General features: G+C 70.9%; 20 protein-coding genes. 4 read left to right on the forward strand and 16 right to left on the reverse strand.

Annotated elements, in window-relative coordinates:
- Nucleotides 1–14: 14 nt before the first annotated feature.
- The 3 genes from ASG95_RS00160 to ASG95_RS00170 are packed head-to-tail and all read right to left on the reverse strand — an operon-like array spanning nt 15 to nt 2,527.
- A complete protein-coding gene (locus ASG95_RS00160) occupies nt 15–917 on the reverse strand; it encodes a sucrase ferredoxin (RefSeq protein WP_057376126.1) in 903 nt (300 codons plus the stop codon).
- Entirely contained in the window at nt 914–2,155 is a 1,242-nt protein-coding gene (locus tag ASG95_RS00165) for a cupin domain-containing protein (protein ID WP_056921455.1), read from the reverse strand. The genes ASG95_RS00160 and ASG95_RS00165 overlap by 4 nt, the downstream gene beginning before the upstream one ends.
- Nucleotides 2,156–2,182: 27 nt before the next feature.
- Nucleotides 2,183–2,527 carry a hypothetical protein gene (locus ASG95_RS00170; protein ID WP_057376127.1) on the reverse strand — a complete coding sequence of 115 codons (345 nt, stop codon included), beginning with the start codon at nt 2,525–2,527 and terminating at the stop codon, nt 2,183–2,185.
- Between the two features lie 293 nt (nt 2,528–2,820).
- Between ASG95_RS00170 and ASG95_RS00175 the strand changes: the two genes are divergently transcribed.
- Nucleotides 2,821–3,870 carry an SGNH/GDSL hydrolase family protein gene (locus tag ASG95_RS00175; RefSeq protein WP_056921453.1) on the forward strand — a complete coding sequence of 350 codons (1,050 nt, stop codon included), beginning with the start codon at nt 2,821–2,823 and terminating at the stop codon, nt 3,868–3,870.
- Between the two features lie 188 nt (nt 3,871–4,058).
- On the opposite strand, the gene ASG95_RS00180 is transcribed toward ASG95_RS00175, so the two are convergent.
- The 11 genes from ASG95_RS00180 to ASG95_RS00230 all read right to left on the reverse strand — a co-directional run bounded on the left by ASG95_RS00180 (nt 4,059) and on the right by ASG95_RS00230 (nt 17,754).
- Complete coding sequence (locus ASG95_RS00180) at nt 4,059–5,354, reverse strand: sugar ABC transporter permease (protein ID WP_082592219.1); 1,296 nt, start codon at nt 5,352–5,354, stop codon at nt 4,059–4,061.
- A complete protein-coding gene (locus ASG95_RS00185; protein ID WP_056921451.1) occupies nt 5,351–6,202 on the reverse strand; it encodes an ATP-binding cassette domain-containing protein in 852 nt (283 codons plus the stop codon). The genes ASG95_RS00180 and ASG95_RS00185 overlap by 4 nt, the downstream gene beginning before the upstream one ends.
- A 150-nt stretch (nt 6,203–6,352) precedes the next feature.
- Nucleotides 6,353–7,447, reverse strand: a complete 1,095-nt coding sequence (locus tag ASG95_RS00190; RefSeq protein ID WP_056921450.1) for a sugar ABC transporter substrate-binding protein — start codon at nt 7,445–7,447, stop codon at nt 6,353–6,355.
- 93 nt (nt 7,448–7,540) lie between these two features.
- Entirely contained in the window at nt 7,541–8,737 is a 1,197-nt protein-coding gene (locus ASG95_RS00195; RefSeq protein ID WP_057376128.1) for an ROK family transcriptional regulator, read from the reverse strand.
- A gap of 25 nt (nt 8,738–8,762) precedes the next feature.
- Entirely contained in the window at nt 8,763–10,622 is a 1,860-nt protein-coding gene (locus ASG95_RS00200; protein ID WP_057376129.1) for a glycoside hydrolase family 3 protein, read from the reverse strand.
- Between the two features lie 116 nt (nt 10,623–10,738).
- Nucleotides 10,739–12,376 carry a glucoamylase family protein gene (locus ASG95_RS00205; RefSeq protein ID WP_057376130.1) on the reverse strand — a complete coding sequence of 546 codons (1,638 nt, stop codon included), beginning with the start codon at nt 12,374–12,376 and terminating at the stop codon, nt 10,739–10,741.
- Between the two features lie 52 nt (nt 12,377–12,428).
- Nucleotides 12,429–13,256: a carbohydrate ABC transporter permease gene (locus tag ASG95_RS00210; RefSeq protein ID WP_056921446.1), complete on the reverse strand. Its 828-nt coding sequence runs from the start codon at nt 13,254–13,256 to the stop codon at nt 12,429–12,431.
- A gap of 7 nt (nt 13,257–13,263) precedes the next feature.
- The gene (locus tag ASG95_RS00215; protein ID WP_057376131.1) at nt 13,264–14,220 is read right to left on the reverse strand and encodes a carbohydrate ABC transporter permease; all 957 of its coding nucleotides are present in this window, start codon (nt 14,218–14,220) and stop codon (nt 13,264–13,266) included.
- 2 nt (nt 14,221–14,222) lie between these two features.
- The gene (locus ASG95_RS00220; protein WP_056921444.1) at nt 14,223–15,494 is read right to left on the reverse strand and encodes a sugar ABC transporter substrate-binding protein; all 1,272 of its coding nucleotides are present in this window, start codon (nt 15,492–15,494) and stop codon (nt 14,223–14,225) included.
- 76 nt (nt 15,495–15,570) lie between these two features.
- A complete protein-coding gene (locus ASG95_RS00225; RefSeq protein WP_056921443.1) occupies nt 15,571–16,608 on the reverse strand; it encodes a LacI family DNA-binding transcriptional regulator in 1,038 nt (345 codons plus the stop codon).
- 204 nt (nt 16,609–16,812) lie between these two features.
- Nucleotides 16,813–17,754 carry a sugar-binding transcriptional regulator gene (locus ASG95_RS00230; RefSeq protein WP_162257501.1) on the reverse strand — a complete coding sequence of 314 codons (942 nt, stop codon included), beginning with the start codon at nt 17,752–17,754 and terminating at the stop codon, nt 16,813–16,815.
- A 214-nt stretch (nt 17,755–17,968) separates the two neighbouring features.
- Between ASG95_RS00230 and ASG95_RS00235 the strand changes: the two genes are divergently transcribed.
- A complete protein-coding gene (locus tag ASG95_RS00235) occupies nt 17,969–19,387 on the forward strand; it encodes an FGGY family carbohydrate kinase (protein WP_057376132.1) in 1,419 nt (472 codons plus the stop codon).
- A 57-nt stretch (nt 19,388–19,444) separates the two neighbouring features.
- Here the strand turns inward: ASG95_RS00235 and ASG95_RS00240 are convergent, their stop codons facing one another.
- Entirely contained in the window at nt 19,445–20,641 is a 1,197-nt protein-coding gene (locus tag ASG95_RS00240; RefSeq protein WP_057376133.1) for an MFS transporter, read from the reverse strand.
- Between the two features lie 143 nt (nt 20,642–20,784).
- Here ASG95_RS00240 and ASG95_RS00245 point away from each other — a divergent pair, with 143 nt between their 5' ends.
- On the forward strand, nt 20,785–21,240 hold the full coding sequence (locus ASG95_RS00245) for a MarR family winged helix-turn-helix transcriptional regulator (RefSeq protein ID WP_056921440.1): 456 nt from the start codon (nt 20,785–20,787) through the stop codon (nt 21,238–21,240).
- A 66-nt stretch (nt 21,241–21,306) separates the two neighbouring features.
- Nucleotides 21,307–21,795, forward strand: a complete 489-nt coding sequence (locus ASG95_RS00250; protein WP_057376134.1) for a cupin domain-containing protein — start codon at nt 21,307–21,309, stop codon at nt 21,793–21,795.
- Here the strand turns inward: ASG95_RS00250 and ASG95_RS00255 are convergent.
- Nucleotides 21,780–23,300, reverse strand: a complete 1,521-nt coding sequence (locus ASG95_RS00255; RefSeq protein ID WP_235543191.1) for a CdaR family transcriptional regulator — start codon at nt 23,298–23,300, stop codon at nt 21,780–21,782. The two genes, ASG95_RS00250 and ASG95_RS00255, sit on opposite strands and share 16 nt — an antisense overlap.
- Nucleotides 23,301–23,380: the final 80 nt, after the last annotated feature.

Consider the following 23,380-nt stretch of genomic DNA (forward strand, 5'->3'; position numbering starts at 1 on the left):
TTGGCCGAGATTGCTCAGCCGACCGGGTCGGCGACCACGGCCGTCCACACGTATGCCGTGGCGTCGGCCTCGGCGCGACAGGTCAGCCGGGCGGGCGGTTGGCTGGTGCGTCGCACCGTCACCACCGACCGGGCCGGCAACGCGCCGCGACCCAGCACCTCGACGCGCCAGAGCCCGCCGTCGGAGACCACCTCGCCGGGGGTCACGTCGCCGGCACCGGCCGGGCCGTGCGCCCGCAGCACCGCCGCGAGGGCGGCCTGCACCGGCGGCCGGTGGGCCGAGAACCCGCGCAGGTGCTCGAGGTCCACCGACCCGGAGAGGTGCGACTGCACGACGTCCACCGCGGTCGCCGCGTCGAGCCCGCCGTAGACGGTGCCGTCGGGGACGACGAGCAGGTTGGCCGCGAACCGGTCGCCGCCGATGTGCGTGCACTCCCAGGTCTGTTGCGGCCAGCGGACCGCGAGGGCCTGGGCGACGGGGCGACCCCTGACCGCACAGCAGACGTCGTGCCGACCGTGCGTGCAGACCAGGAACAGTGGGTCCGGCGGATGGCCCGCGAGGGAGTCGGCCGGGCCGTGGAGCAGGGCCGCGCCGGCAGCGAGCAGGTCCTCGGACCGGCGCCAGGTGCCCCACTGCTGCCGACCGTCGAGGTCGAGCACGGTCCAGCGACGCAGCTCCGGTGGCCCCGGGACCGCGGCCCGGCCGGGTCGGCGGACCAGCACGACCCGACCCCCGACGGTCAGTGCGGTCCGGTGCAGGTGGTCCGCCACGTCGTCGTGGATGCCGGGGCTGTCGAGGGCCGCCGGCGCCCACCCGCCCGGGTGCTCGATGAGCAGCCACCGGATGGCGGGAGCGGCGGTGCCGAGCATCGGGTCGCGCCGACGTCGCGCCGACGTCGAGCACAGGGGCGTGGTCATGCAGGGACGACGACGCCGGCGCGCAGGAGGGCGCGGGTGAGCTCGAGGCCGAGCTCGGCCGCCGTGGCCGAACCCGACTCGAGCAGCTGCTCGACGACGGCCAGGTCCGGCCGCTCGACGGCCTGCGACCCGACCCTGCTTCGCAGCACGGTGCGGCCACCGGCGGCCGGCACGAGGGTCGCTGCGACGTGCGCCCGCAGGGCCACCCGGGTCCCGGGGGTGAGGGCGTTCGCGGCCTCGGCCTGCGCCAGGGGCGCCAGTGGGGCGGGCCGCTGGGCCGCCCGAGCCGCGCCGGCCAGCCCGGTCGCGAGGTCGTTCGCGTCGACCTCCGCCAGTGCCTCGAGCAGGGCTGCCCGCACCACCTCCACGTCGTCGCTCGCTGCCCCCTCGCCGACCAGGTCGGTCCCCAGGGGGAGGGCTTCGCGCAGCTGGGTGGCGCGGCTCGCCCGCGCGACGGCGGCGTGCAGCAGCTCGTCGGCGACGTGCCGCCGGGTCCAGGCGTGCACCCCGATCGTGAGGTGGATGCTGGTGCCGCCCAACGCCGTCGCGGAGTGCAGGTAGCCGCGCGGCAGGTAGAGGCAGTCACCCGGCGCGAAGGTCTCCTCGATCAACGGAGCGGCGCGGGCCGCCTCCTCGACCGCGGCGCGGTGGGCGGTCCACGGCTCGTCGCGCAACGGCAGCTCGTGCACCGGAGGACGGATCCGCCAGCGCTTCTCCCCCGCGACCTGGAGGACGAAGACGTCGTGGACGTCGTAGTGGTCGCTGAAACCGGTGTTGCCCGGCGGGGTCACGTAGGCGTTCACCTGCACCGGGTGCCCGAGCTCGGCAGCGAGCGACTGGGAGAAGTCGACGACCGGCCGCCAGGTGCGGTGCAGCCCCTGCAGCACCAGCGTCGCTCCGTCGGCGAAGTGCTGGAGGACGGCGTCGTCGCTGGCCTGGTCGGCGATGGCGGCACCGATCCCACCGCCTCGCGTGAAGCTGCGGTCCTCGAGGGTGGTGCCCTCCTTGGCCATCCGCAGGAAGGGGGTCCGCAGCCCTCGCCCGGAAACCAGCTCGTCGACGGCGGCGGCGGAGAACAGGTCGTCGAACGACCTGGGCAGGTCGGCGGCCCTGCTGAGCAGCGGGGTGCGCGACCAGTGCCGCTCGGCGAACTCGGCGGACGGGACGGCCAGGAGGCGCGACAGCACCGGGTGCCCACCGCTCGTGGCGGGCACCCGGTGCGATGACGTCGTGGTCACCGGCTCACCGGTCGCGGGTCGGGGCGCTCAGGAGCCGTCGGCACCGCCGTCGGCACCACCGTCGTGGCCACCGGGGTTCGCGCCACCGTCGGCCGGACCCTCGCCGGCACCCCCATCCGCACCACCGTCGGCACCACCGTCGGCACCACCGTCAGCACCACCGTCAGCACCACCGTCAGCACCACCGTCGGCCCCACCGTCGTGACCACCGGGGTTCGCGCCACCGTCGGCCGGACCCTCGCCCGCACCACCGTCAGCACCACCGTCGGCGCCACCGTCGTCCGCGCTGCCCGGCATGCCCGCCGCACCGCCGTCGGACGGTCCGATGCCGCCCTCGTCGTCGCTTGCTTCGTTCAGGGGGGTTTCGGTCATGGCTGTTCTCCCTGTCGTCGAGCGACGCCGTGTCACGCCGCTCCTCCCTTCCTATGCCACGCAGGCCTGACCCGCCACTCAGAACCCGGCGTTTGCGCAGGTCAGCGGCCCACCTCCGGTTGGCGCGAGGATGACCCGGCCCCGCGGCACACCCCCGCGGAGGCCCCGAGCCCGCCTCCGGATCGTCCCCACCTGAGGTAAGGACTTGGCAAGGGTTCGCGCGCAGGACGCCACCCCCGATTTCCCAGCCCTACTGTGCGACCACCGATCCACTGGACTGCAGGGAGAAATCAATGGCGATGACCCGCACGTTCGGCGCGCTCGTGGCACTCGGCGCCGCGACCGCCCTCACTCTGTCGGCAGCACCCGCGCAGGCCGCGAACTCGTATGTGGCCCTTGGCGACTCGTACTCCTCGGGCACCGGCACCCGGAGCTACATCAACGACGGCACCTCGTGCCAGCGCTCGGTGTACGCCTACCCCTCGCTCATCTCGGCGAGCAAGGGACTGACCCTCAACTTCCGCGCCTGCTCCGGCGCCAAGATCGCCGACGTGACCAACACCCAGCTGAGCGCGCTCACGACGGCGACGACGCAGGTGTCGATCTCGGTGGGGGGCAACGATGCTGGCTTCGCCGACGTGCTCACCGAGTGCGCGCAGCCCGGCTGGATGAGCAACTGCAACGGTGCGATCGACGGTGCCCAGAACCTCATCAACAACACCATCCCGGCGCGGCTGTCAACGCTCTACGCCTCGATCAAGGCGAAGGCGCCCAACGCCAAGGTGGTCGTCGTCGGCTACCCCCGCATCTTCCAGGGCGAGGACTGCAACGCCTTCACCTGGTTCTCCCCTGCTGAGGAGACCCGGCTCAACCAGACCGCCGACCTGCTCAACAGCAAGACCTCCGCCCAGGCCGCGGCGAAGGGGTTCACCTTCGTCAACCCGACCAGCCGGTTCATCGGGCACGCGGTCTGTGACGACGTCGAGTGGCTCAACGGCCTGTCCAACCCGGTCGGCGAGAGCTACCACCCCAACGTCGCGGGGCACCGCGACGGCTACGCCCCGCTGGTCAGCACGCCGCTCACGGGCAGTGCGTTCAGGGTCAGCAGCGCGACGTTGCGCCAGGCCGAGCTGTCGGCCGACCGGCTCGCGTCGCAGCAGCGCCACTATGCCGCCGCCGACTCCTCGATCAGCCCCGAGCAGTTCCGGGCGCCGGACCTGACGACGGCCGAGGCCAAGGCGGCCGCCCGGCGCGCTGGGGTCGACCTGCGCTCACGGGCCAGCATCGACGCAGCCGACCGCGTGTGGTCCCAGCGCCAGGCCGCAGAGCTCGCCACCCGCTGATCCTCCACCCCACGGTCCTCAGCTTTATCGGGTCAAGCAAGAACGTTGACCCTCGCACCGGTTCAGAACCCGTGCGAGGGTCAACCTTCCTGCTAGACCCGATAAAGGTGGGACGACGGCAGGAGGGGTATGCCGGGTGGTGACCACCCGGCATACCCCTCCTGTGTGGGTGGGTGCGGCTCGAACCGTCAGGCGCGACCGTGGGCGGCGCGGCTGCGACGGCTGAGGGAGTCGACGATGACCGCGAGCAGCAGGACACCCCCGGTGATCATGTAGCGCTCCGGGGAGCCGAGGTTGACCAGGCTGAGGCCGTTGGAGATCGACTGGATGACCAGGATGCCGAGCAGGGCGGAGTAGGCCGACCCGCGACCACCGAAGAGTGACGTGCCACCGATGACGGCTGCCGCGATGGCGTTGAGGTTCACGTCGCCACCACCGCTGCTCTGGTTGGCCGCAGCGAGCCGGCCGGCGGCCAGAAGGCCACCGAGCGCAGCCAGCGTCGAGCAGAACACGAAGACCGTGACGTAGATCCGCTTGACGTTGATGCCTGCGCGCCGGGCTGCCTCGACGTTGCCGCCGATGGCCAGCACCGAGCGACCCCACGACGTGCGCCGGATGACGAAGTCGAAGATGACCACCAGTGCGAGGAACAGCACGAACATGTAGGAGACCCCGCGGTCCCGGTTGAGGACGTAGACCGGGATCCCGAGCAGCAGCAGGAGCGCCACGGAGCGCACCGCGAGGGTGGCGACCGGCGTGGTGGACAGCCCGGCCACCGCGCGACGCTGGTTGGAGCGCAGGCGCAGGAGGGCGTAGATCACGACTGCGGCGACGACGACGGCGTAGGCCGTGGCGTCGGGCAGGAACTTCAGCGCCGAGAACTGCACGATCGCGGAGTCGAACGGGATGTTGATCGACCCCTCCTTGCCGAGCACCTTCAGCTGGAGGCCGAGGAAGCCGAGCAACCCGGCCAGCGTGATGACGAAGCTGGGCACGCCGAACCGCGTGTAGAGCACGCCGTAGACCGCGCCGATGACGGCCCCCGCGAGCAGGGCCGCGATGATCGCGAGGGGAAGGGCCCACCCGTGGCCGACGAAGCCGACAGCGAGGATCGCGGCGGACAGACCGCTGATCGAGCCGACCGACAGGTCGATCTCCCCGAGCAGGAGCACGAGCACGATACCGAGCGCGATGATGCCCGTCGGGACGCTCTGCTGGGTGAGGTTGACGAGGTTCCGGCTGGAGAGGAAGGCGTCGTTGCGCAGGGCGAAGACGCCCCAGATGACGACCAGGCCGACGACGACCGGCAGCGAGCCGAGGTCACCGCTGCGCAGCCGCGACAGGAAGGCGCGGAGGAAGCCACCGACGCCCTGCGACGCGATCAGCCGCTCGTCCTGCAGGTCGGCGGGCAGGGCAGCCGTGGCGTCCGCGGTCTGGGCCTCAGGGGTAGGGGTTGGGGTTGGGGTGGGGGTGGGGGTGCTCATGACTGCTCCTCCGAGGTGGCTCCGGTGTCGGGACCGGCATCGGCGCCGGTGGGCTCGGGGGTCACCGCGCGGCGGGCGGCCCGTTGCGAGACGGCGTTCGTGGTCGCGCCGGTGATCGCGGCGATGATCTCCTGGCTCGTGGTCTGGGCGACGTTGAACGTGCCGTTGTTGCGACCGAGCCGCAGGACGCTGACCCGGTCGGCGACGGCCATCACGTCGGACATGTTGTGGCTGATGAGGATGACGCCGAGGCCGTTCTCGCGCAGCCGCTCGACGAGGTTGAGCACCTCGGCGGTCTGGGCGACACCGAGGGCGGCCGTGGGCTCGTCGAGCATGACCACCTTGGGTGCGCCGAGCAGCGACCGGGCGATCGCGACGGTCTGGCGCTGGCCGCCGGAGAGGCTGGCCACCGGGATCCGCACCGACGGGATCTTGGCGCTGAGCTGGCGCAGCAGCCGCCAGGACTCCTGCTCCATGGTCACCTCGTCGAGGGCGCGACCGCGGTAGAGCTCGCGGCCGAGGAACAGGTTGGCGACCACGTCGAGGTTGTCGCAGAGCGCGAGGTCCTGGAAGACGGTGGCGATGCCGAGGTGCTGTGCCTCCGCGGGGCTGGCGACGCTGGCGGCCTTGCCGTCGAAGGTCATCTGCCCCTCGTCGGGCGTGTAGACGCCGGCGATCGTCTTGACGAGCGTCGACTTGCCGGCGCCGTTGTCGCCGACCAGGGCCACGACCTCGCCCGAGTGGACGTCGAAGTCGATGTCCTTGAGAGCCTGCACTGCACCGAAGCGCTTGGAGACGCCGGTCAGTGCAAGGACCGCGGTCGTCGGAGGCGAGAGGGTCGCTGTCATGTCAGTCCTTCGGTGGTTCGGTGGAGCCGGGTGCGGTGGCGCGCCTGCCGGGGCGCGGATCTGGACGGAGTACTCCCGCCCCGCAGTCTGCCGCCTACGCCAGCGGGTGGGAACGGCGCCGAGGCGCTGCTCCCACCCGCTGGCCTGTCGTCAGCTGATGCCGGCCGCGGTGCAGACTGCGGCGAAGGCACCCGTGCAGATGTCGGCGACCTTGTAGACGTTGTCCTTGATGATCGTGTCCTTGACCTTGTCCTTGGTGACCGCGATCGGGTCGAGGATGGTCGAGGGCACACCGTCGGTGTCACCGGTCGAAGCAGGCTTCTGCTTGTTGGCCAGTGCGATGGCGGCCTTGGCGGCAGCCTCGGCCTCCGGCGGGACCGGCTTGTAGATGGTCATGGCCTGGTCGCCGGCGAGGATCCGCTGGATCGCGGCGAGCTCGGAGTCCTGACCCGTGACGGGCGGGAGCGGCTTGACGCCACCGGCCTTCAGCGCGGCGATCGCGCCGCCGCCGGTGCCGTCGTTCGCGGCGTAGACGCCGACGAGGCTCCCCTTGACGGCCGAGATCTGGCCCTCCATCCAGGCCTGCGCCTTGTCGGGGCTCCAGTCCGGGGTGTCGTACTCGGCAGCGATCTTGAAGCCGCTGGAGTCCAGCACGCTGTGCGCGCCCTTCTTGAAGCTGGCGGCGTTCGGGTCGGTCGGCGAGCCGTTGATCATGACGATGTCGCCCGAGGTCTTGCCCCCGGCCTTGATCGTGTCGACCAGCGTCTGGGCCTGGATCTTGCCGACCGTCTCGTTGTCGAACGAGACGTAGTAGTCGGCGCCGGCGATGAACCGGTCGTAGGCGACGACGGGGACGCCCTGGCCCTTGGCGCTGGCGACGACACCGGCGGCGGCCTTGCCGTCGACCGGGTCGAGGACGAGCACGTTGGCACCCTGCGTCAGCGCCGCCTCAGCCTGCTGCTGCTGCTTGGCGGGGTCCTGGTCGGCGTTGCTGTAGATGATCGTGCAGTCGGCGCAGTCCTTCTTGACGGCGGCCTCGAACAGCGGCCGGTCGAAGGTCTCGTAGCGGGTGGTCTTCGACTCGGGAAGCAGGAGCGCGATCTTCTTCGCGCCGCCGCCACCGGACGACGACGAGCCGCTGCTGCCGGAGCCGGAGTCACCGCTGTCGCCACACGCGGCGAGCGACGCGAGGCCGAGGCCAGCCACGAGAGCGGCCCCGGCGAGACGAATGGAACGGGTGGGCATAGCTGAACTCCCTTGGTCAGGCGCCGACAACCACGATGGTGCGGGCGTGTCCTGAGTTAAGCGCTGACCAACCCTTGACGTCAAGAGTTGAATTCAAGAAATAGACGCTGCACTGGCCAGAACGGCCTGGTTGGCCGGCAGCAGGGCCGTGGCACACACCAGCGCGCCGACGACGTCGGCGTCGGTGTCGAGCTCGCCCTCACGCACGACGACGGAGGCCGCGGCGCTCGGGATGGCACACCGCTCGAGCGAGGCGCGCATCGGGCTGATGATGATCGAGCCGACCTTCGACAGCTGCCCACCCAGGACGATGACCTCGGGGTTGAGCAGGTTGACCAGGCCCGCGACCGCGACGCCCAGGTGGCGCCCGGCATCCTCGAGCACCCGGCGGCAGCCGGGGTCGCCGTCCAGGGCGCGGGTGATCACGTCGCGCAGGCTCATCGGTCCGTGCGAGGAGGCCAGGGCGTCGAGCAGCCCGCGGGCACCGATGTAGGTCTCGAGGCACCCGCGGTTGCCGCAGCGGCACACCGGGCCGTTCTCGTCGATGGTCAGGTGGCCGATCTCGCCCGCCGTCCCGGCTGCTCCCCGGAAGACATCGCCGTCGAGGATCAGACCGGCACCCACGCCGTAGGACAGCTTGATGTAAACCGCGTGCTGAACCCCTTGCAGCACACCGCATCTCAGCTCGCCGAGGGCCGCCAGGTTGGAGGTGTTGTCCACGGCCACAGGAGCCTGGATCCGCCCCTCCATCTCCTTGGCCACCGCCACGCCGCGCCACCCGGGGAGGATGCTCTCGCTGCCCACCTGGCCCGACACGGCGTCGACCGGAGCGGGGATGCCGACTCCCACCGCACGCACGTCCGCCATCGTCTTGCCGGCCTTCTCCACGAGGTCGAGGAGCAGCCGCGAGGCGCGGTCCATGCCCTCGTCGGCGGCGTGGTCGGCGGGCAGGGGCATGCGCTGCCGGCCGATGATGTCGCGGGGGCCGGTGCCGAGCGCGACCCGCACGTCGCGGTCGCCGAAGGCGATGCCCGCGATGAGGGTGCTGCCGGTCGCCAACGAGACCAGGACCGCCCGCCGGCCGTTCCGGATGCTCGGCTCGAGCTCGACCGCCCCGGAGGTGTCGAGCTCCTTGACCATGTTGGAGACGGTCGCGGGGCTGAGCCCGGTGAAGCCGGCGATCTCCACCTGCGTCATGGCGCCCTGGTCGCGCAGGGCCTCCAGGACGCGCAGACGGTTGGCTTCACGCAGGGATGCCTGCGAGCCGGGAGCCGTCTGGGATGGATTCACGGCCTAAACATAAAGGGTGAGCCGGTCAAACGGTAGAGATGATCAACAGGCCATGTCCGAAGGCGAACAGCGGGTCGTCGTAGCCGGGGACGTCCTCGCCGTGGCGACGCACCTGCTCCATCGAGCGCGGCAGGTCGAACGGCAGCCGGCCCTCAGGAGAGATCACCCCGGTCAGGGCATCGACGAGGGCCTCGTCGTTGGTGCCGTAACTGCCGACCAAGGCGCTGGCCATCGGCAGCAGCGGGGTGACGACCGCCGCGCGGTCGAGGACGACGTCGACGACGAGGGGGCACTGCGCGGCGATCCGCGCGAGCCGGGCGACCAGACCGGGCGGGAAGTCGAGCGAGCCCTGGTGGAACCACGACTCGAGGAACAGGTCGGAGCGCGGCTCGAAGGGCGCGGGCAGCCGCACCAGGGCCACCTCGGCGTCCTCGGGTCGGGCGACCGCGACCCCCAACGCCGCGACGGCCTCGGGTGACACGTTCTCCGCGTAGACCCGCAGGCCCTTCGTCAGCGGGAGCACCGACGAACCCGACGCGGACTCGCTCGCACGATTGACGAGCACGGTCACGGACCTGGCCTGCGCGGCATACCCCGCGGCACGGAAGTCCTTGCGTCCCAACGTTTCTGCGGCCATGTCCTCGTCCACGAACGGGTCGTCGAACAGGCCGAGCCGGAACTTCACGGTGAGCAGCCGGCGGGCCGACTCGTCGATGCGCGCCTCGGTCACCCGCCCCTGGGTGACGAGGTCCAGCAGCAGCTCGACGCACTCCTCGCCCCCGAACTGGTCTGCCCCGGCCTCGATGATGAGCTCCATCCGGGCGGCCGGGCTGAGGTGCTCGACCCCCCACGCCCTGGCCGGGAGCACCTGGTCGCCGACGTGGTTGTCGTTGACCAGCTCCCAGTCGGTGACCACGACGCCGTCGTAGCCGAGCGCGCCGCGGAGCAGGCCGGTGACGATCTGCTTGTTGTAGCCGAAGCCGACCTCCTCGATCTTCTCGCCGTGGATCTCCAGGGCGATCGGCATGCCGTAGTAGGGCATGATCGCGGCGGTGCCGGCGGCGATGATCGGGGGGAACGGCTTGAGGTGGTCGGCGAACCGGCCACCGGGGTAGACCTGCTCACGGCCGTAGGGGAAGTGGGCGTCCTCGCCGTCCTTCTGCGGTCCACCGCCGGGGAAGTGCTTGCTGGTGCAGGCGACGCTGCCCTGGCCCAACGACTCCTGCTGGAAGCCCTGCAGGTAGGCCACCGCGAGCTCGCTGACGAGGTCGGGGTCCTGGCCGAAGGTGCCCGACTGGCGCGCCCAGCGCGGCTCGGTCGCGAGGTCGAGGGTGGGGTGCAGGGCGGCCCGGATGCCGACCGCGCAGTACTCCTGACGGGCGATGTCGCCGAACTCCCGCACCAGCTCGGGGTCGCGCAGGGCGGCCAGCCCCAGCGGCTCGGGCCACTGGGAGAACGACTTCGCCGCGAACGACGTGCCGGCGTTCTCGATGAACGCATGCCTCGGGTCGGTGGAGATCGTGACCGGTATGCCGTGGGGAGACTGCTCGGCGATCGTCTGGAGCGCGTTGTGCCAGCGCGCGGCCATCCGCGCGTCGTCGAGGGCGTGCACGTTGAAGTGGGTGAGGTGCTTGCGCAGCACCACGTCGGAGGTCGCCGACTTGCTGATGGCACCCGGCCCCTCGAGGACCGTGCCGTCGGCGCCCGCCTCGATGACGGTCTGGAACATCAGGCCGACCTTCTCCTCGAGCGAGAGCCGGGGAAGGAGGTCCTCGACGCGCTGCTCGACGCTCAGGCGCGGGTCCTCGAACGGGTCCATGCGGTCGTTGCCGTTGAGGTCGCGGTACTCGACTCCCTCGGGGCTGGTCTTCCTGACCGGGTGCATGGGGTCCTCTCAGTGGGCTGGGCTCTGGGCGACCGGACGTCCGGTCGGCCACCCCCGGCACCGCGCGCCCCGGGCCATCAGGGGCTTGCTCGGGGCGCGCGGTGTGTCCCGGGGGGTCAGGCGATTCCGGCTCCGAACTCTTCCACGCCGATGACCGGACGCAGCGCCCGCTCCACGTCGGCGGTGCTGAACGCGCGGCGGATCACGTTGTCCGCCAAGACGTTCCCGATCGCGCCCATGACCATGGCCTGGTCGAGCGACAGGTAGCGGCGGGCGATCAGGCCGGACTTGACCGCGACCGCGTCGAAGAAGCCGCCGGTGCCGTAGGCCTTGAGCTCGTCCTGGATCTTCGCGAGGTTCGTGAAGGCCTGGTCGGGCTCGTGCATCATCGCCAGGAAGGCCGCGTGCGGCGTGACGACGCCGTCGCGGTAGGCCGGGTTCGGGTTGATGCCCTCGCGACAGTCGCCGAACCCGGCGTCGTAGTTCGTGCCCACGAACTTCGGGTCCGTCGTGTCGATGTCCGAGAGGTACCCATCGGGCTTCATCCCCAGCTGGTCGACCCCGAACTCGCGGTAGCCACCCATCGGGTTGCTCGAGGGTGAGAAGCCCCAGTAGCCGTAGCCGGTCTCGCTGAGGCCGTACTCACGCTGGGCGCGGACGTGCAGGGTGTGGTTGAGACCCCACGAGCGCGGGGCCCAGCTCGACTCCGGCACGAACACGTCGGGCATGAGCTCCTCGAACATGCTGCCGCCCCAGCCGGGGACGACGTGCATGCCGCGGTACGTGTAGGCGCCCTCGTAGACGTCGACGCCGAAGTAGGTGCGGTTCTCGCCGACCGGCTGCATCTCGTGCCACGACCAGTCGCAGGTCGCGGGGAAGGTGCGCCACATGGCGAAGTAGTGCTCCTTCGGGACCTGGCCGGTGAGGATGCCGAGGTAGCTGGTGATGCGGGTCTCGGACACGGTCGTGTCGTAGTGGTGGTTGGTGAGCCAGACGTCGGGCCCGATGCCGATGTGGTTGCCGTAGAAGCCATCGGTGCGGTCGGGCGGCTGGACCACGAAGAAGCCACCGTGCATCAGGCCCGGCTTCCGGGAGGCGTTCGGGTCGTAGAAGCTGTCCCAGCGCATCCGGCTGAACAGCCGGTTGGCCAGGGGCGCGGCACCCTTGTCGGACGTCATCACGACCCTGAGCGCCGCACCGAGCCAGCCGTTGTCGACGCTGGAGAGGAACGGGTCGACCCGGCTGCCGTCGGTGGGCCAGGTGGTGAGCTTCTCGCCGGTGGCCTCGTCGTACCAGTTGTAGTACATGCCGCTCGGCTCGTGGTGCTCCATGCGCAGCAACGTGTTCAGGGTCTGGACGAGGCGCTTGGTGCACTCGGCCCTGGAGATGATGCCGAGCTCGCGCGCCACCACGGCGGACCACAGGTAGCCGCCGATGTTGGTGGGCGACGTGTAGCCGGACCGGTCACCGGCGGCCAGCGACTCGGCGATGTTGTCGGCGGGCAGCCCGGTCTTCGGGTCGGTCATGGCCACCAGGCTGCGCCAGGTGTCCGTGGCCCAGCCGTGCACGCGCGCGGACTGCGCGGCCGCCGAGGAGGTCGACGCGAGGTATGCCGGTGCGGCGGGTGCCGCAGGCGCGGCGAAGGTCCCGGCCGAGGCGCGACCCGCGGTCAGGCCGGTCGCGGCCAGCGCCGTGGCTCCCACGAGGAGCTGTCGGCGGGTGGCGGCGGGGAGGACGAGCTGGGGGGTGGCCATGGGTGAGGCTCCAATCAGGGGTTGGTTTCACTTGCTGCCGAGCGGGGTGTTGCTACTTGATGCCGGTGGTGGCGATTCCCTCGATCACGCGGCGCTGGAAGACCAGGAAGATCGCCAGCACCGGGACGACGACGACCGTGGCTCCGGCGAGGAGCAAGCCGTACTGCGTCGAGTTCTGACCGGTGGAGTAGAGCGCGAGCGCCACCGGCAGCGTGTACGTCTTCTCCTGCTGGGCGACGACCAGCGGCCACAGGAAGTTGTTCCAGCTGCCGAGGAAGGTCAGGATGCCCAGCGTTGCCAGCGCCGGTCCGGCCAGCGGCAGGAAGATCTGCCGGAAGATCCGCAGCTCTCCGGCACCGTCCACCCGACCTGCGTCGAGCAGGTCGCGGGGCAGGCCCAGGAAGAACTGGCGCATCAGGAAGACGCCGAACGGCGCAGCCAGGAACGGGAGGATCAGTCCGGGCAGGGTGTCGATGAGCCCGATGTTGGCCACCAGGACGAACAGCGGCACGAAGGTCACGACGCCGGGGATCATCAGGGTGCCCATCACGACGATGAACAGGATCTTCTTGCCCTTGAAGTCGAGCATCGCCAGGGCGTATCCGAGCATCGAGCAGAACAGCAGGTTGCCCGCGGTGACGCAGACCGCCACGACCGTCGAGTTGAAGAAGTACTGCTTGAAGTTCAGCCGTGAGAACAGCTGGGTGTAGTTGTCGAGGGTGACCGTCTCCGGCCACCAGGTCGGCGGGCTCTGCAGGAGCTCGCCCTGGGTCTTGAAGCTGCCCAGGATCATCCACACGAAGGGTGCGATGACGACCACGAGGAGGACGGTGAGCAGTCCGTAGAGGAGCACCCGGCCGCGAGTGTTCATTCCAGTCATGACGACCTCACGTGTTGTCACGCAGCAGGCGGAACTGGATGGCAGCCACGATCGCGATGACGACGAAGATGATGTAGCTCATCGAGGCCGCATAGCCGTAGTTGCCGAAGCCGAACTGCTTGTAGGTGTACATGGACATCGAGATGGTGCTGTTCAGCGGGCCACCGTTGGTCATCACGAACGGCTCCTCGAAGAACTGCAGGTAGCCGATCGAGGTGGTGACCGACACGAACAACATCGTCGGGCGCAGCATCGGCAGCGTGATGTGCCGGAACCGCTGCCACGCACTCGCACCGTCGATCGAGGCGGCCTCGTGGAGCACCCACGGCACACCCTGCAGACCGGCCAGGAAGATGATCATCGCGGTGCCGAAGTTGCGCCACGCTGCCATCAGGATCAGGCCGGGCATCGACCAGTTGGGGTCGCCGAGCCAGTTCGGCCCGGTGATCCCCACCCAGCCGAGCACCGTGTTGATGAGGCCGAACTCCTCCTGGAGGAGGAACCGCCACACGACGGCCACCGCGACGATCGAGGTGATCACCGGCAGGTAGAAGCCGAGGCGGAACGCCGACCGGAACTTGGTGATGCCGCGATCGAGCGCGACCGCCGCTGCCAGCGCGATGCCCAGCGTCAGGGGCATCCCGATCACGACGAAGTAGGCCGTGTTGAGGGCCGCCTTGCGGAACACAGGGTCGGAGAAGGCCTTGGTGAAGTTGTCGAAGCCCACGACGTTGACCGCGAACGGGCTCCGCAGGTCGCGTGACTTGGTGTCGGTGAGGCTCATGAAGAGCGACTGGACCACCGGCCACGCGGTGAAGACGAGGAACAGCAGGCAGAACGGCAGCGCCAGCATCCAGGCTGCCGGCCCCTCGCGGAGTGCCCGCCTCGCGGCACCACCCCCACGGGGGGACGGGCGGGTCTCGCCCGTCTCCCCGCGAGGGGTCACCTCGGTGGTGGTGGCCATGACTACTGGCCGGTGCCGATCGAGTCAGCCTGCTGCTGCACGCTCTTCAGTGCCGCGGCGGGGTCGGCGCCCTTCTTGGTGACCTTCTCCATCTCGGTGTCGAAGCTCGCGACGACCTGCTCCCACGTCGGGAAGCTCGGCGGGGCCTGCGCGGTCTCGAGCTGCTTGCCGAAGGTGGCCAGCTTCTTGTCAGCCGTCAGTGCCGGGTCCTGCCAGGCCGACTTCACGGCGGGGAGGTCGGTCGACATCGAGTACCACTTGACCTGGGTCTTCGGGTCGCTCAGCCACTGGATGAACTTCCAGGCGGTGTCGCGCTGCTTGGACTTCTTGAACACGACGAGGTCGGACCCACCCACGAACGACGACGACTTGGTCTTCGCCGGGATCGGCATGACGTCGTACTGGTCCTTCTTCACACCGACCTTCTCGACCGCGGACATCATCCACGGGCCCGAGATGAACATCGGCACGCGACCGCTCTTGAAGTCGGGCTCGGTGGTCGGCGTCGCCGGCGCAGCCTTGTCGGAGATGCCCTCGTTGAAGTAGCTCTGGTAGTACTTCACGGCCTCGAGCACCTGCGGGCTGTCGAAGTTGTAGGCCTTGCCGCCGTCCTTGGTGAGGTCAGCGTCGTTCGACCAGCCGAACGGCATGATCGACTGCCACGAGCCGACACCGCCGGCCTGGAGGCCGATGCCGTACTTCGCGCCCGCCTTGGTCTGCATGGCCTTGGCCATCGACTTCAGGCCGTCCCAGTCGGTGGGCGGCGTGGTGATGCCGGCCTTCTTCGCGAGGTCGGTGCGGTAGTAGACCAGCCGGGTCTCGACGTACCACGGCACGCCGAACGAGGTGCCGTTGACCTCGGTGGTCTTCTGGGCGCCCTCGAAGAAGACCGACTTGTCGATCGACGGGGGCGTCGGGTCGAGCGCGTCGTTACCGGCGAACTCACCCATCCAGGTGGTGCCGACCATGGCGGCGTCCGGCGTCGTGCCGGCCGTGATCGCGGTGGTGAACTTCTGGTATGCCGCGTCCCACGGGATCGCGGTGACGTTCACCTTGGCGCCGGGGTTGGCTGCCTCGAACTCCTTGGCGAGCTTGGGCAGGTTCTCGCCCTCGGCGCCCATTGCCCACACCGTGATGGTGCCGGTGGCCTTGCCTGCGCTGACGTCCTTGCCTGTCTCGCTTGCGGTCGAGCCTGCGTCACCACGGCCACAGGCCGTCAGGGTGAGCGCTGCGACGGCGATCGTCGCGACCGCCAGGGCGGGGGTGCGTCTCATCGGGGTTCTCTCTTTCATCGGGGGCGGGGATTACGGGAGGTGGACTGGGGGTGGGACGGACTGCGGAGTCCGCGGCTCAGTCCGGTGGGTCGGGGCGGTGGCCGGGGGCACAGCCGCACGACGACCGGAGGACCAGGTGGGTCGGGATCACCAGCGGGCCGGCCTCGACGCTGCCGCCGGTGACACGCTGGTGCAGCCGTTCGGCCGCCTGGGCGCCGAGCTCTCGCACCGGCTGACGCACGGTGGTCAGCGCGGGCTCGATGTACCGCGCGGTCATCACGTCGTCCCAGCCGACGACGGCCACGTCGTCGGGGACCCTGGTGCCGCCCTCGCGCAGCCGTTTGATCAGGGCGAGGGCGAGCTCGTCGTTCGCGCAGACGAGGGCGTCGGTCGCCAGGTCGCCGGACAGGATCCGGTCGGCGAGGGCGGTGCCGTCCGCCTCGCGCAGCGAGATGCGCAGCGGCTCCGCGGCGGTCAGGCCGGCCGCCGAGTGGGCGGCGAGGAAACCGGCATACCGGTCTCGGACGTCGGGACCCGAGTCGGGGTCACCGACGAAGCGGAGGGTGCGGCGACCGTGCCCGAGGACGTGGCTGGTGAGCTCCTCGGCGCTGTGGGTGTTCTCCGAGGTCACGGTGTCGACGTCGGTGCGCGGGTCGCCGGCGATCAGGACGACCGGCTTCGAGCCGTGCAGGGCGGTGACGGTGCTCTCGGGGATGGCCGCCGAACCCAGCATGGCGAGGCCGTCGACGCGGGTGGCGAGCTTGCGGACCGCCGCGGGGAGGTTGTCCTTGCCCTCGGCGAGCATGAGCACGACGCTCTGGCCGAGGTCGGCGGCCCGCGACTCGAAGCCCATCAGGAGCTCGGAGTAGTAGGGACCGGACAGCTCCGGCAGCACGAGCCCGTGGGCTTCGTGGTGGCGCACGGCGAGGCTGCGGGCCGCAGCGAGCGGCACGTACTTGAGCTCCTCGGCCGCGTCCAGGACGCGCTTGCGGGTCTTCTCGGAGACCGCGGTGGAGCCCTGCAGGACGCGGGAGACGGAGGCGATCGAGACCCCGGCGCGCTCGGCGACGGAGTAGATCGTCGTCCCGTTGGATTGCGTCGCACCGGTCGCCACAGGTCTGCCTCTCTCATCGTTGAAAGCGCTTACATCTGTTTCGACCATGCCACCCCCGAGCGAATAGTGCAAGAGGTGCCGTTCGCGTTGTTGGTCGGTTACGTGCCATCTACCCGATTTCCGGGGCGACCAAACGCGACGGGGTTTGCGGGCCAGGAGCGGACTGACGAACCGCCGGACTGACCGGTGCGTCGAGGGGGTGGGTCAGCCCGCGAGCAGCACGTCGGCCAGCGTCGCGTCGACCACGAGTCCCTGCACCAGCCCACCGTCGAGCGCGGCGTGCACGGCCGTCGACTTCGAGGCTCCGGAGACCACCGCGATGACCTCCGGGACCCGGGTCAGGTCGTCGGGGTCCATGGTGATGAGACGCGCAGCGACCTTGGGGCGCAACGGTTTTCCGCTCGCATCGAAGAAGATGCCAGCCAGCTCGCCGATGACTCCCCGGGCGGTCAGGTCGCGCTGCTCGGCCGCGTCGAGGAGGTCATGGATCGTCGACTCGCCCGGCTGCCAGCCGCCGATGCCGACGACGGCCTTGGTCACGCCGGAGGCCCGAGCCAGGCCGTCCACGACGGCCGGCTGACGGCGCAGCGCATCGGCGCTGGATTTGCTGTCCAGGACGAATGGCGCATAGAAGACAAATGCCCTACCTCCGGACACGCGTGCTGCGCGGCGGACGATGTCCACGGCGCTGCTGTCGAGGTCAGGGAGGGCGATCGCCCCGGTCAGCTGCACGACGTCGACGCGCGGAAGGCTGGTCAGGGCGCCGACCATCGCATTGACGTTGCGCGACCAGGGCAGGCCCAGCACGTCACCCTCGACGAGCACCTCGGCGAGCAGGTCGGCGGCCGCCCGGCCGAGCTGGTGACGCACGGCTCCCGGGTCGGCATCGGCGGTGTCGACGACGACCGCGTGCGCAAGTCCGAACCGCTCCTGGAGCCGCGCCGACAGGTCGACGTCGAGCGACCCCTGCCGCACGATCTCGATCCGGACCAGGCCCCGCTGCCGGGCGGCCTCCAGCATCCGGGCGACCTTGAAACGGCTGATCCCCAGCTCGTCGGCGATCTCGACCTTCGACTGGTTCTGGAGGTAGTGGCGGCGCGCGACCGCCGCGAGCATCACGAGCTCGGCGGGTCCGTCGTCCTCCACGTGTCCGTCCTTCCCATTGACAGGGTCCGGGGTGCGCCGACATGCTCGACGAACTCGTTTGCGCATCATCGCGCTCATCTGAGCGACAGTCAACCAGGCCCGGGATGTCGACGGAGGCGGTGACGGGCCGGGCGTGAGAGCCTGACCGGCACCACCAGCAGCGCATCTCGTGCCGACCCTACGGTCGCCCTGCCCGCCCGTCCCGGAGGCCTTCATGCCCGACGCCCCTCGCACCCTCGTCGCGGGTGTCGACTCGTCCACGCAGTCGACCAAGGTCGTCGTCTGCGACGCCGCGACCGGTGAGATCGTCCGCTCCGGACGGGCGCCGCACCCTGACGGCACGTCGGTGCACCCCGACCGGTGGTGGGACGCCTTCACCACGGCGACGGCCGACGGGCTGCTCGACGACGTCGCCGGCATCGCGGTCGGTGGGCAGCAGCACGGCATGTGCGCCCTCGACGAGTCCGGTGCGGTGGTGCGGGAGGCGTTGTTGTGGAACGACACCCGCTCCGCGCAGTCCGCCCGTGACCTCACCGACGAGCTGGGTGGGCCGCAGGAGTGGGTGCGCCGCACCGGGTCTGCCCTGGTCCCCAGCTTCACCGTGACCAAGGTGCGGTGGCTGGCCGAGCACGAGCCCGACAATGCCGCGCGGGTGCACGACGTGGTCCTCCCGCACGACTGGCTGACCGCGCAGATCCTCAAGCAGGGCAACGGCTTCGAGCGTTACACCACCGACCGCGGTGACGCCTCCGGCACCGGCTACTTCTCCAGCACCGACAACTCCTACCTCCCCGAGCTCCAGGAGCTCGCCCTCGGACGGGTCTTCGGGGTGCCCACAGTCCTGGGGCCCCACGAGGTCGCGGGCCGCACCGATCTCGGGATGGTCGTCGGACCCGGCACGGGCGACAACGCCGGGGCCGTGCTCGGGCTGGGGCTGCGCCCTGGCGACGTCGTGGTCTCCCTCGGCACCAGCGGCGCCGTCTTTGCCGATGCCGACCGGCCGGTGGCCGACCCCAACGGCCTGATCGCGTCGTTCGCGAGTGCGTCCGGCGGCCACCTGCCGCTGATGGCGACCCTCAACGCGGCCCGGGTGCTGACCGCTGCCGCCCAGCTGCTCGGCACCGACCTCGCCGGGCTCGACCGGCTCGCCCTCGCGGCCGCGCCCGGGGCGGGTGGGCTGACGCTGCTCCCCTACCTCGACGGCGAACGCAGCCCCAACCTGCCCGACGCCACCGGCACCCTCGGGGGCCTCACCCGCGCGAACGCCACCCCGGAGAACCTCGCCCGGGCCGCGGTGGAGGGGATGCTCGCCAACCTCGTCGCCGGGGTGGCCGACGTGCGGCGGCTCGGCCTGCCCGTCGAGCGCGTGGTGCTGATCGGCGGGGCCGCCGCCTCGGCCGCGGTGCGAGCCGTCGCGCCCGGCCTCTTCGGCGTGCCGGTCGCGATCCCGGAGCCCGGTGAGTACGTCGGGCTGGGCGCCGCCCGCCAGGCCGCGTGGGTGCTGGGCGGGGACGACCACCCGCCCGAGTGGGAGGTCAGGTACGAGGCCACCCTCGACCCACCCGTCACCGGCGAGGGCACCGCCGTCCTCGACCGCTACGCCACCCTGCTGGCCAGCCTCCACCCCTCCTGACCCGACCCACGAGCCGAGTCCTTGATGGGTTGACCACGCCCGGGTGGGGTCAACCCGTCAAAGACTCGCGGATGCCACCGGCTCGAGGCGAGGCTCAGAGGTGGCGGACGAGCGGCGGGCGAGGCGTTCGGCGACCAGCAGCACCACCAGGGCGCCGAGGCTGAGCGCGGCACCGTCCCAGATGGTCGAGGCATAGCCGAGCCCTGCGGTGATGGTGAGCCCGCCGAGCCACGCACCTGCGGCGTTGCCGACGTTGAACGCCGCGATGTTGGCGCCGCTGGCCAGGGTCGGTGCCGAGCCGGCATACGTCATGATCCGCATCTGCAGCCCCGGCACGGTGGCGAACCCGAAGCCACCCATGAGCACGAGCCCCACCACGGCCAGGACCGGCGAGGAGGCGGTGAGCGCGAAGCCGCCCATCACGACAGTGAGCGTCGCGAGCATCACGGTGAGCGTGCCGGGGACTGAGCGGTCGGCCGCGCGTCCACCCACCCAGTTGCCGACGAAGAGGCCGACCCCGAAGAGCACCAGCAGCCACGGGACGGTGGAGGACGCGAAGCCGGACACCTCGGTGAGGGTGTAGGCGATGTAGGTGAAGGCGCCGAACATCCCGCCGAAGCCGAGCACGGTCACGAGCAGGGACAGCCACACCTGACCGGACCGGAACGCCCCCAGCTCGCCGCGCAGCCCCGCGTCAGCGGCCGACATCGGCTGCGACGGCACGAGGGTGGCCATGCCGACGAGGGCGAGCACGCCGATCACGCTGATCGCCCAGAAGGTCGCGCGCCACCCGAGCTGCTGTCCGAGCAGGGTGCCGAAGGGCACGCCCAGCACGTTGGCCGTGGTCAGCCCGGCGAACATCATCGCGATCGCGCCGGCCTTCTTCTCCGGTGCGACCAGGCTGGCGGCGACGACCGAGCCGATGCCGAAGAACGCGCCGTGGGTCAGCGCCGCCAGGATCCGCCCGAGGAGCATCACCTCGTAGGTGGGGGCGTTCGCCGAGACGAGGTTGCCCGCGATGAAGAGCACCATCAGGGCGGTGAGCACGTGCTTGCGGTTGAACCGGGTGACCGCCGCGGTGAGGCCGATCGCCCCGACGGCCACGCTCAGGGCATAGCCCGAGATCAGCCAGCCGGCCGCGGCCTCGTCGACGCCGTAGTCCGCGGCCACGTCGGGCAGCAGCCCCGCGATGACGAACTCGGTGAGCCCGATGCCGAAGCCCCCGATGGCGAGGGCGAGGAGTCCGAGGGGCATGTCGTGCCTTTCCGTGCGGTCGGGGTGTCGGGTCTCGTGGTCTCGAGGTTTCCCGAGCCGGTATGCCGCGTGTGCAACAACCAGCGTATGCAGCAAGGTAGTTGCACGCGCGGGTTGTTGCAAATGCGGGTTATGATGCAGACATGGGAATCGCAGACGATGCCGTCGAGGTGCGCGCCCAGGGCTGGCGGACCCTCGCCGCGCTGCACGGGTTGATCGAGTCGGCGCTCGAGCGTGAGCTCACCAGCGCCCACGACCTGTCGGTGGTGGAGTTCACCGTGCTCGACGCCCTCTCCCGACAGGACGGCTGGCACATGCGGATGTCGCAGCTGGCCCGCGCGGCGGCACTGTCCAACAGTGCGACGACGCGCCTGGTCAACCGGCTCGAGGACCGCAAGCTGATCCGGCGGATCCTCTGCGCCGACGACCGTCGGGGCATCTACACCGAGCTCACCCGCTCCGGGGTCAAGCTCCTCGAGGCGGCCCGGCCGACGCATGACCGCGTGCTCGAGGACACCATCCGACAGGCCGAGCAGACCCCGGAGCTGGCTCCACTCGTCGACGCGCTGCACCGGCTCCCGGCCGCCGTCGCGGTCTGACGCCGGCGCCGCCCCCGCTGCACGCAGCCGTCGCGCGCTCGAGGCCGCCCGGGCAGGATGGCAGGCATGAGCTATCCACCGCCGCTCTACGACGGCACCACGGGTGAGGTCAGCGCGACCATCCGCCTGAGCGACGCGGAGCCGGATGTCATCTACCCCAACGGAAACCGGGTGCACTACCTGTCGACCGGCGAGTCCACCGGACGGTTGTTCGGCCTCTACCGGTGGGAGTTCGCGGGGCCGCGGTCAGGCCCCGACTCGCACTTCCACAGGACCCTCGCCGAGTCCTTCTACGTGCTGTCCGGTGAGGTGAGCATCTTCGACGGCAAGGGCTGGAACACCACTCGTCCGGGTGACTACGTGCACGTGCCGCCGGGTGGGCTGCACGGGTTCCACAACGAGTCGGGCCCGGCGTCGATGCTGCTGCACTTCGCGCCCGGTGCCCCTCGCGAGGCCTACTTCGAGGGCCTCGCCCGGGTCGCCGCCGGCGAGACCTTGACCGACCAGGAACGCGACGAGTTCATGCGCTACCACGACAACTACTGGAACGACTGACCGGCCGCGGCGAGCTGGAGTCGCACGGCGAGCCGCACGGTGGCGTCGTCGAGGTCGAGCCCAGCGAGGTCGGCGATGCGGGCCATCCGGTAGCGCATCGTGTTGGGGTGCACGTGGATCGAGCGCGCGGCGCTGGTGGGCGCACCGGGATGGTCCAGCCAGGCGGCCAGCGTGCGCAGGTAGTCACTGTGCTGCTCGGCGTCGTGCTCCCGCAGCACCGCGAGTGGGCCGAGGGGGGCTCCGACCAGCGTGCCCGCGGCCCGGGCGATGGTGACCTCGGCCCACACCTCCTCGTGCGCGGCCACGGCCACGGCCGGATCCACGACCCGGTCGGTCTCCTGCGCCTCACCGCGCGAGCGCTCCAGCTCCCCCGGTGCGTATGCCGGGCGGCCGGCCCGCGCGGTCAGCGCCAGCGACTCGGCACGGGCCTGCGCGACCACGCCGACCAGCCAGGCCCACGTCCCGGGTGACGTCTCGTCGCTGTCCCGCACCACGGCATACCCACGGCCGTCGAGGTCGGCGAGCAGCGGCTGGTTCCAGGCGTGCCGCCGGCAGACCGACTCCCAGAGGTCGAGCAGGCGCACCGGGTCACCCTCGCCGCCCAGGGCGACGACGCGCCACGGACCGGCCGGCAGCCAGTCGGCGGCGCCGCTGGTGTTGCCGGCCAGGACGCCGCGCAGGCGGTCGGCGGCGACCCGGCGGGACAGGTCGGCCTGGGCCCGCAGCCGGAGCAGGTGCAACGCCACCACCGAGGAGGTCTGGACCAGCTCGGTCACGAGGGCGGCCGGGGGGCGTTCCTCGACCACGGCCCAGATCGAGCCGAGCCACTCACCCCCCGCGCGCACGGGGATGACCAGGCGGGGCTTGGTGCCACCCGAGGCCGGGACGAAGACGGGCTCGGGGGACCGGGCGAGCCGGCGGAAGACGCCCTGTGCCCGCAAGGTCGCGAGGACCTCGTCGGGCACTCGCCGGCCGACGATGGTCGAGACGCGGGCCGGGTCGGTGAGGTCCTGCTTTGAGGAGTACGCCAGCACCCGCGACTGGGCGTCCTCGATGGTCACGGGGGCGTCGACCAGGGCGGCGGCCGCGTCGGCGAGCGCGAACAGGTCGTCCTGCACGGGGGCGTCCTCACGGCGCCCGGGCCCCACGGCGGCGCGGTCGATGACGCCGCGGAGGAGCCAGACCAGGTGGGCCCACGACGCCTGCTCCGCGAGCTCGACGAGCGCGATCCCGCTGCGCCGGGCCCGGTCCCGGACGGTGCGTCGCCGGGCGATGCCACGCCGCAGCACGACGCCACCCGCACCCGCCTCGGCGGCCCGCCGCACGAGGTCGGCCGCCGACTCGGCCGACTCGATGCCGACGCCGAGGACGAGGTCGCCCGGCTGGCCCACGATCCCCTGGCCGGGCTCGGCGATGGTCAGGTCGTCGACCTCCGCACCCGGATGCGGCACCCCGAGGGTCAGCAGGCCCCCGAGGGTGGCCACGAGGTCGGTGACAGCGAGCACCTGCTCAGGGTGCTCCTGTTTGTGCTCCCGGCACAAGTCTCGTCGTGGCATTCATGCGCCCGGCCCAAGGCGGCATACCG

The sequence above is a fragment of the Phycicoccus sp. Soil803 genome (assembly GCF_001429685.1).
In the GTDB taxonomy this organism is placed as follows: Bacteria; Actinomycetota; Actinomycetes; order Actinomycetales; family Dermatophilaceae; genus Pedococcus.

Coding starts and splice junctions, on each gene's coding strand:
- ASG95_RS00160 (WP_057376126.1), bottom strand. CDS start 917: ATGACCACGCCCCTGTGCTCGACGTCGGCGCGACGTCGGCGCGACCCG.
- ASG95_RS00170 (WP_057376127.1), bottom strand. CDS start 2,527: ATGACCGAAACCCCCCTGAACGAAGCAAGCGACGACGAGGGCGGCATC.
- ASG95_RS00175 (WP_056921453.1), top strand. CDS start 2,821: ATGGCGATGACCCGCACGTTCGGCGCGCTCGTGGCACTCGGCGCCGCG.
- ASG95_RS00180 (WP_082592219.1), bottom strand. CDS start 5,354: ATGAGCACCCCCACCCCCACCCCAACCCCAACCCCTACCCCTGAGGCC.
- ASG95_RS00185 (WP_056921451.1), bottom strand. CDS start 6,202: ATGACAGCGACCCTCTCGCCTCCGACGACCGCGGTCCTTGCACTGACC.
- ASG95_RS00190 (WP_056921450.1), bottom strand. CDS start 7,447: ATGCCCACCCGTTCCATTCGTCTCGCCGGGGCCGCTCTCGTGGCTGGC.
- ASG95_RS00200 (WP_057376129.1), bottom strand. CDS start 10,622: ATGCACCCGGTCAGGAAGACCAGCCCCGAGGGAGTCGAGTACCGCGAC.
- ASG95_RS00205 (WP_057376130.1), bottom strand. CDS start 12,376: ATGGCCACCCCCCAGCTCGTCCTCCCCGCCGCCACCCGCCGACAGCTC.
- ASG95_RS00210 (WP_056921446.1), bottom strand. CDS start 13,256: ATGACTGGAATGAACACTCGCGGCCGGGTGCTCCTCTACGGACTGCTC.
- ASG95_RS00215 (WP_057376131.1), bottom strand. CDS start 14,220: ATGGCCACCACCACCGAGGTGACCCCTCGCGGGGAGACGGGCGAGACC.
- ASG95_RS00220 (WP_056921444.1), bottom strand. CDS start 15,494: ATGAGACGCACCCCCGCCCTGGCGGTCGCGACGATCGCCGTCGCAGCG.
- ASG95_RS00235 (WP_057376132.1), top strand. CDS start 17,969: ATGCCCGACGCCCCTCGCACCCTCGTCGCGGGTGTCGACTCGTCCACG.
- ASG95_RS00240 (WP_057376133.1), bottom strand. CDS start 20,641: ATGCCCCTCGGACTCCTCGCCCTCGCCATCGGGGGCTTCGGCATCGGG.
- ASG95_RS00245 (WP_056921440.1), top strand. CDS start 20,785: ATGGGAATCGCAGACGATGCCGTCGAGGTGCGCGCCCAGGGCTGGCGG.
- ASG95_RS00250 (WP_057376134.1), top strand. CDS start 21,307: ATGAGCTATCCACCGCCGCTCTACGACGGCACCACGGGTGAGGTCAGC.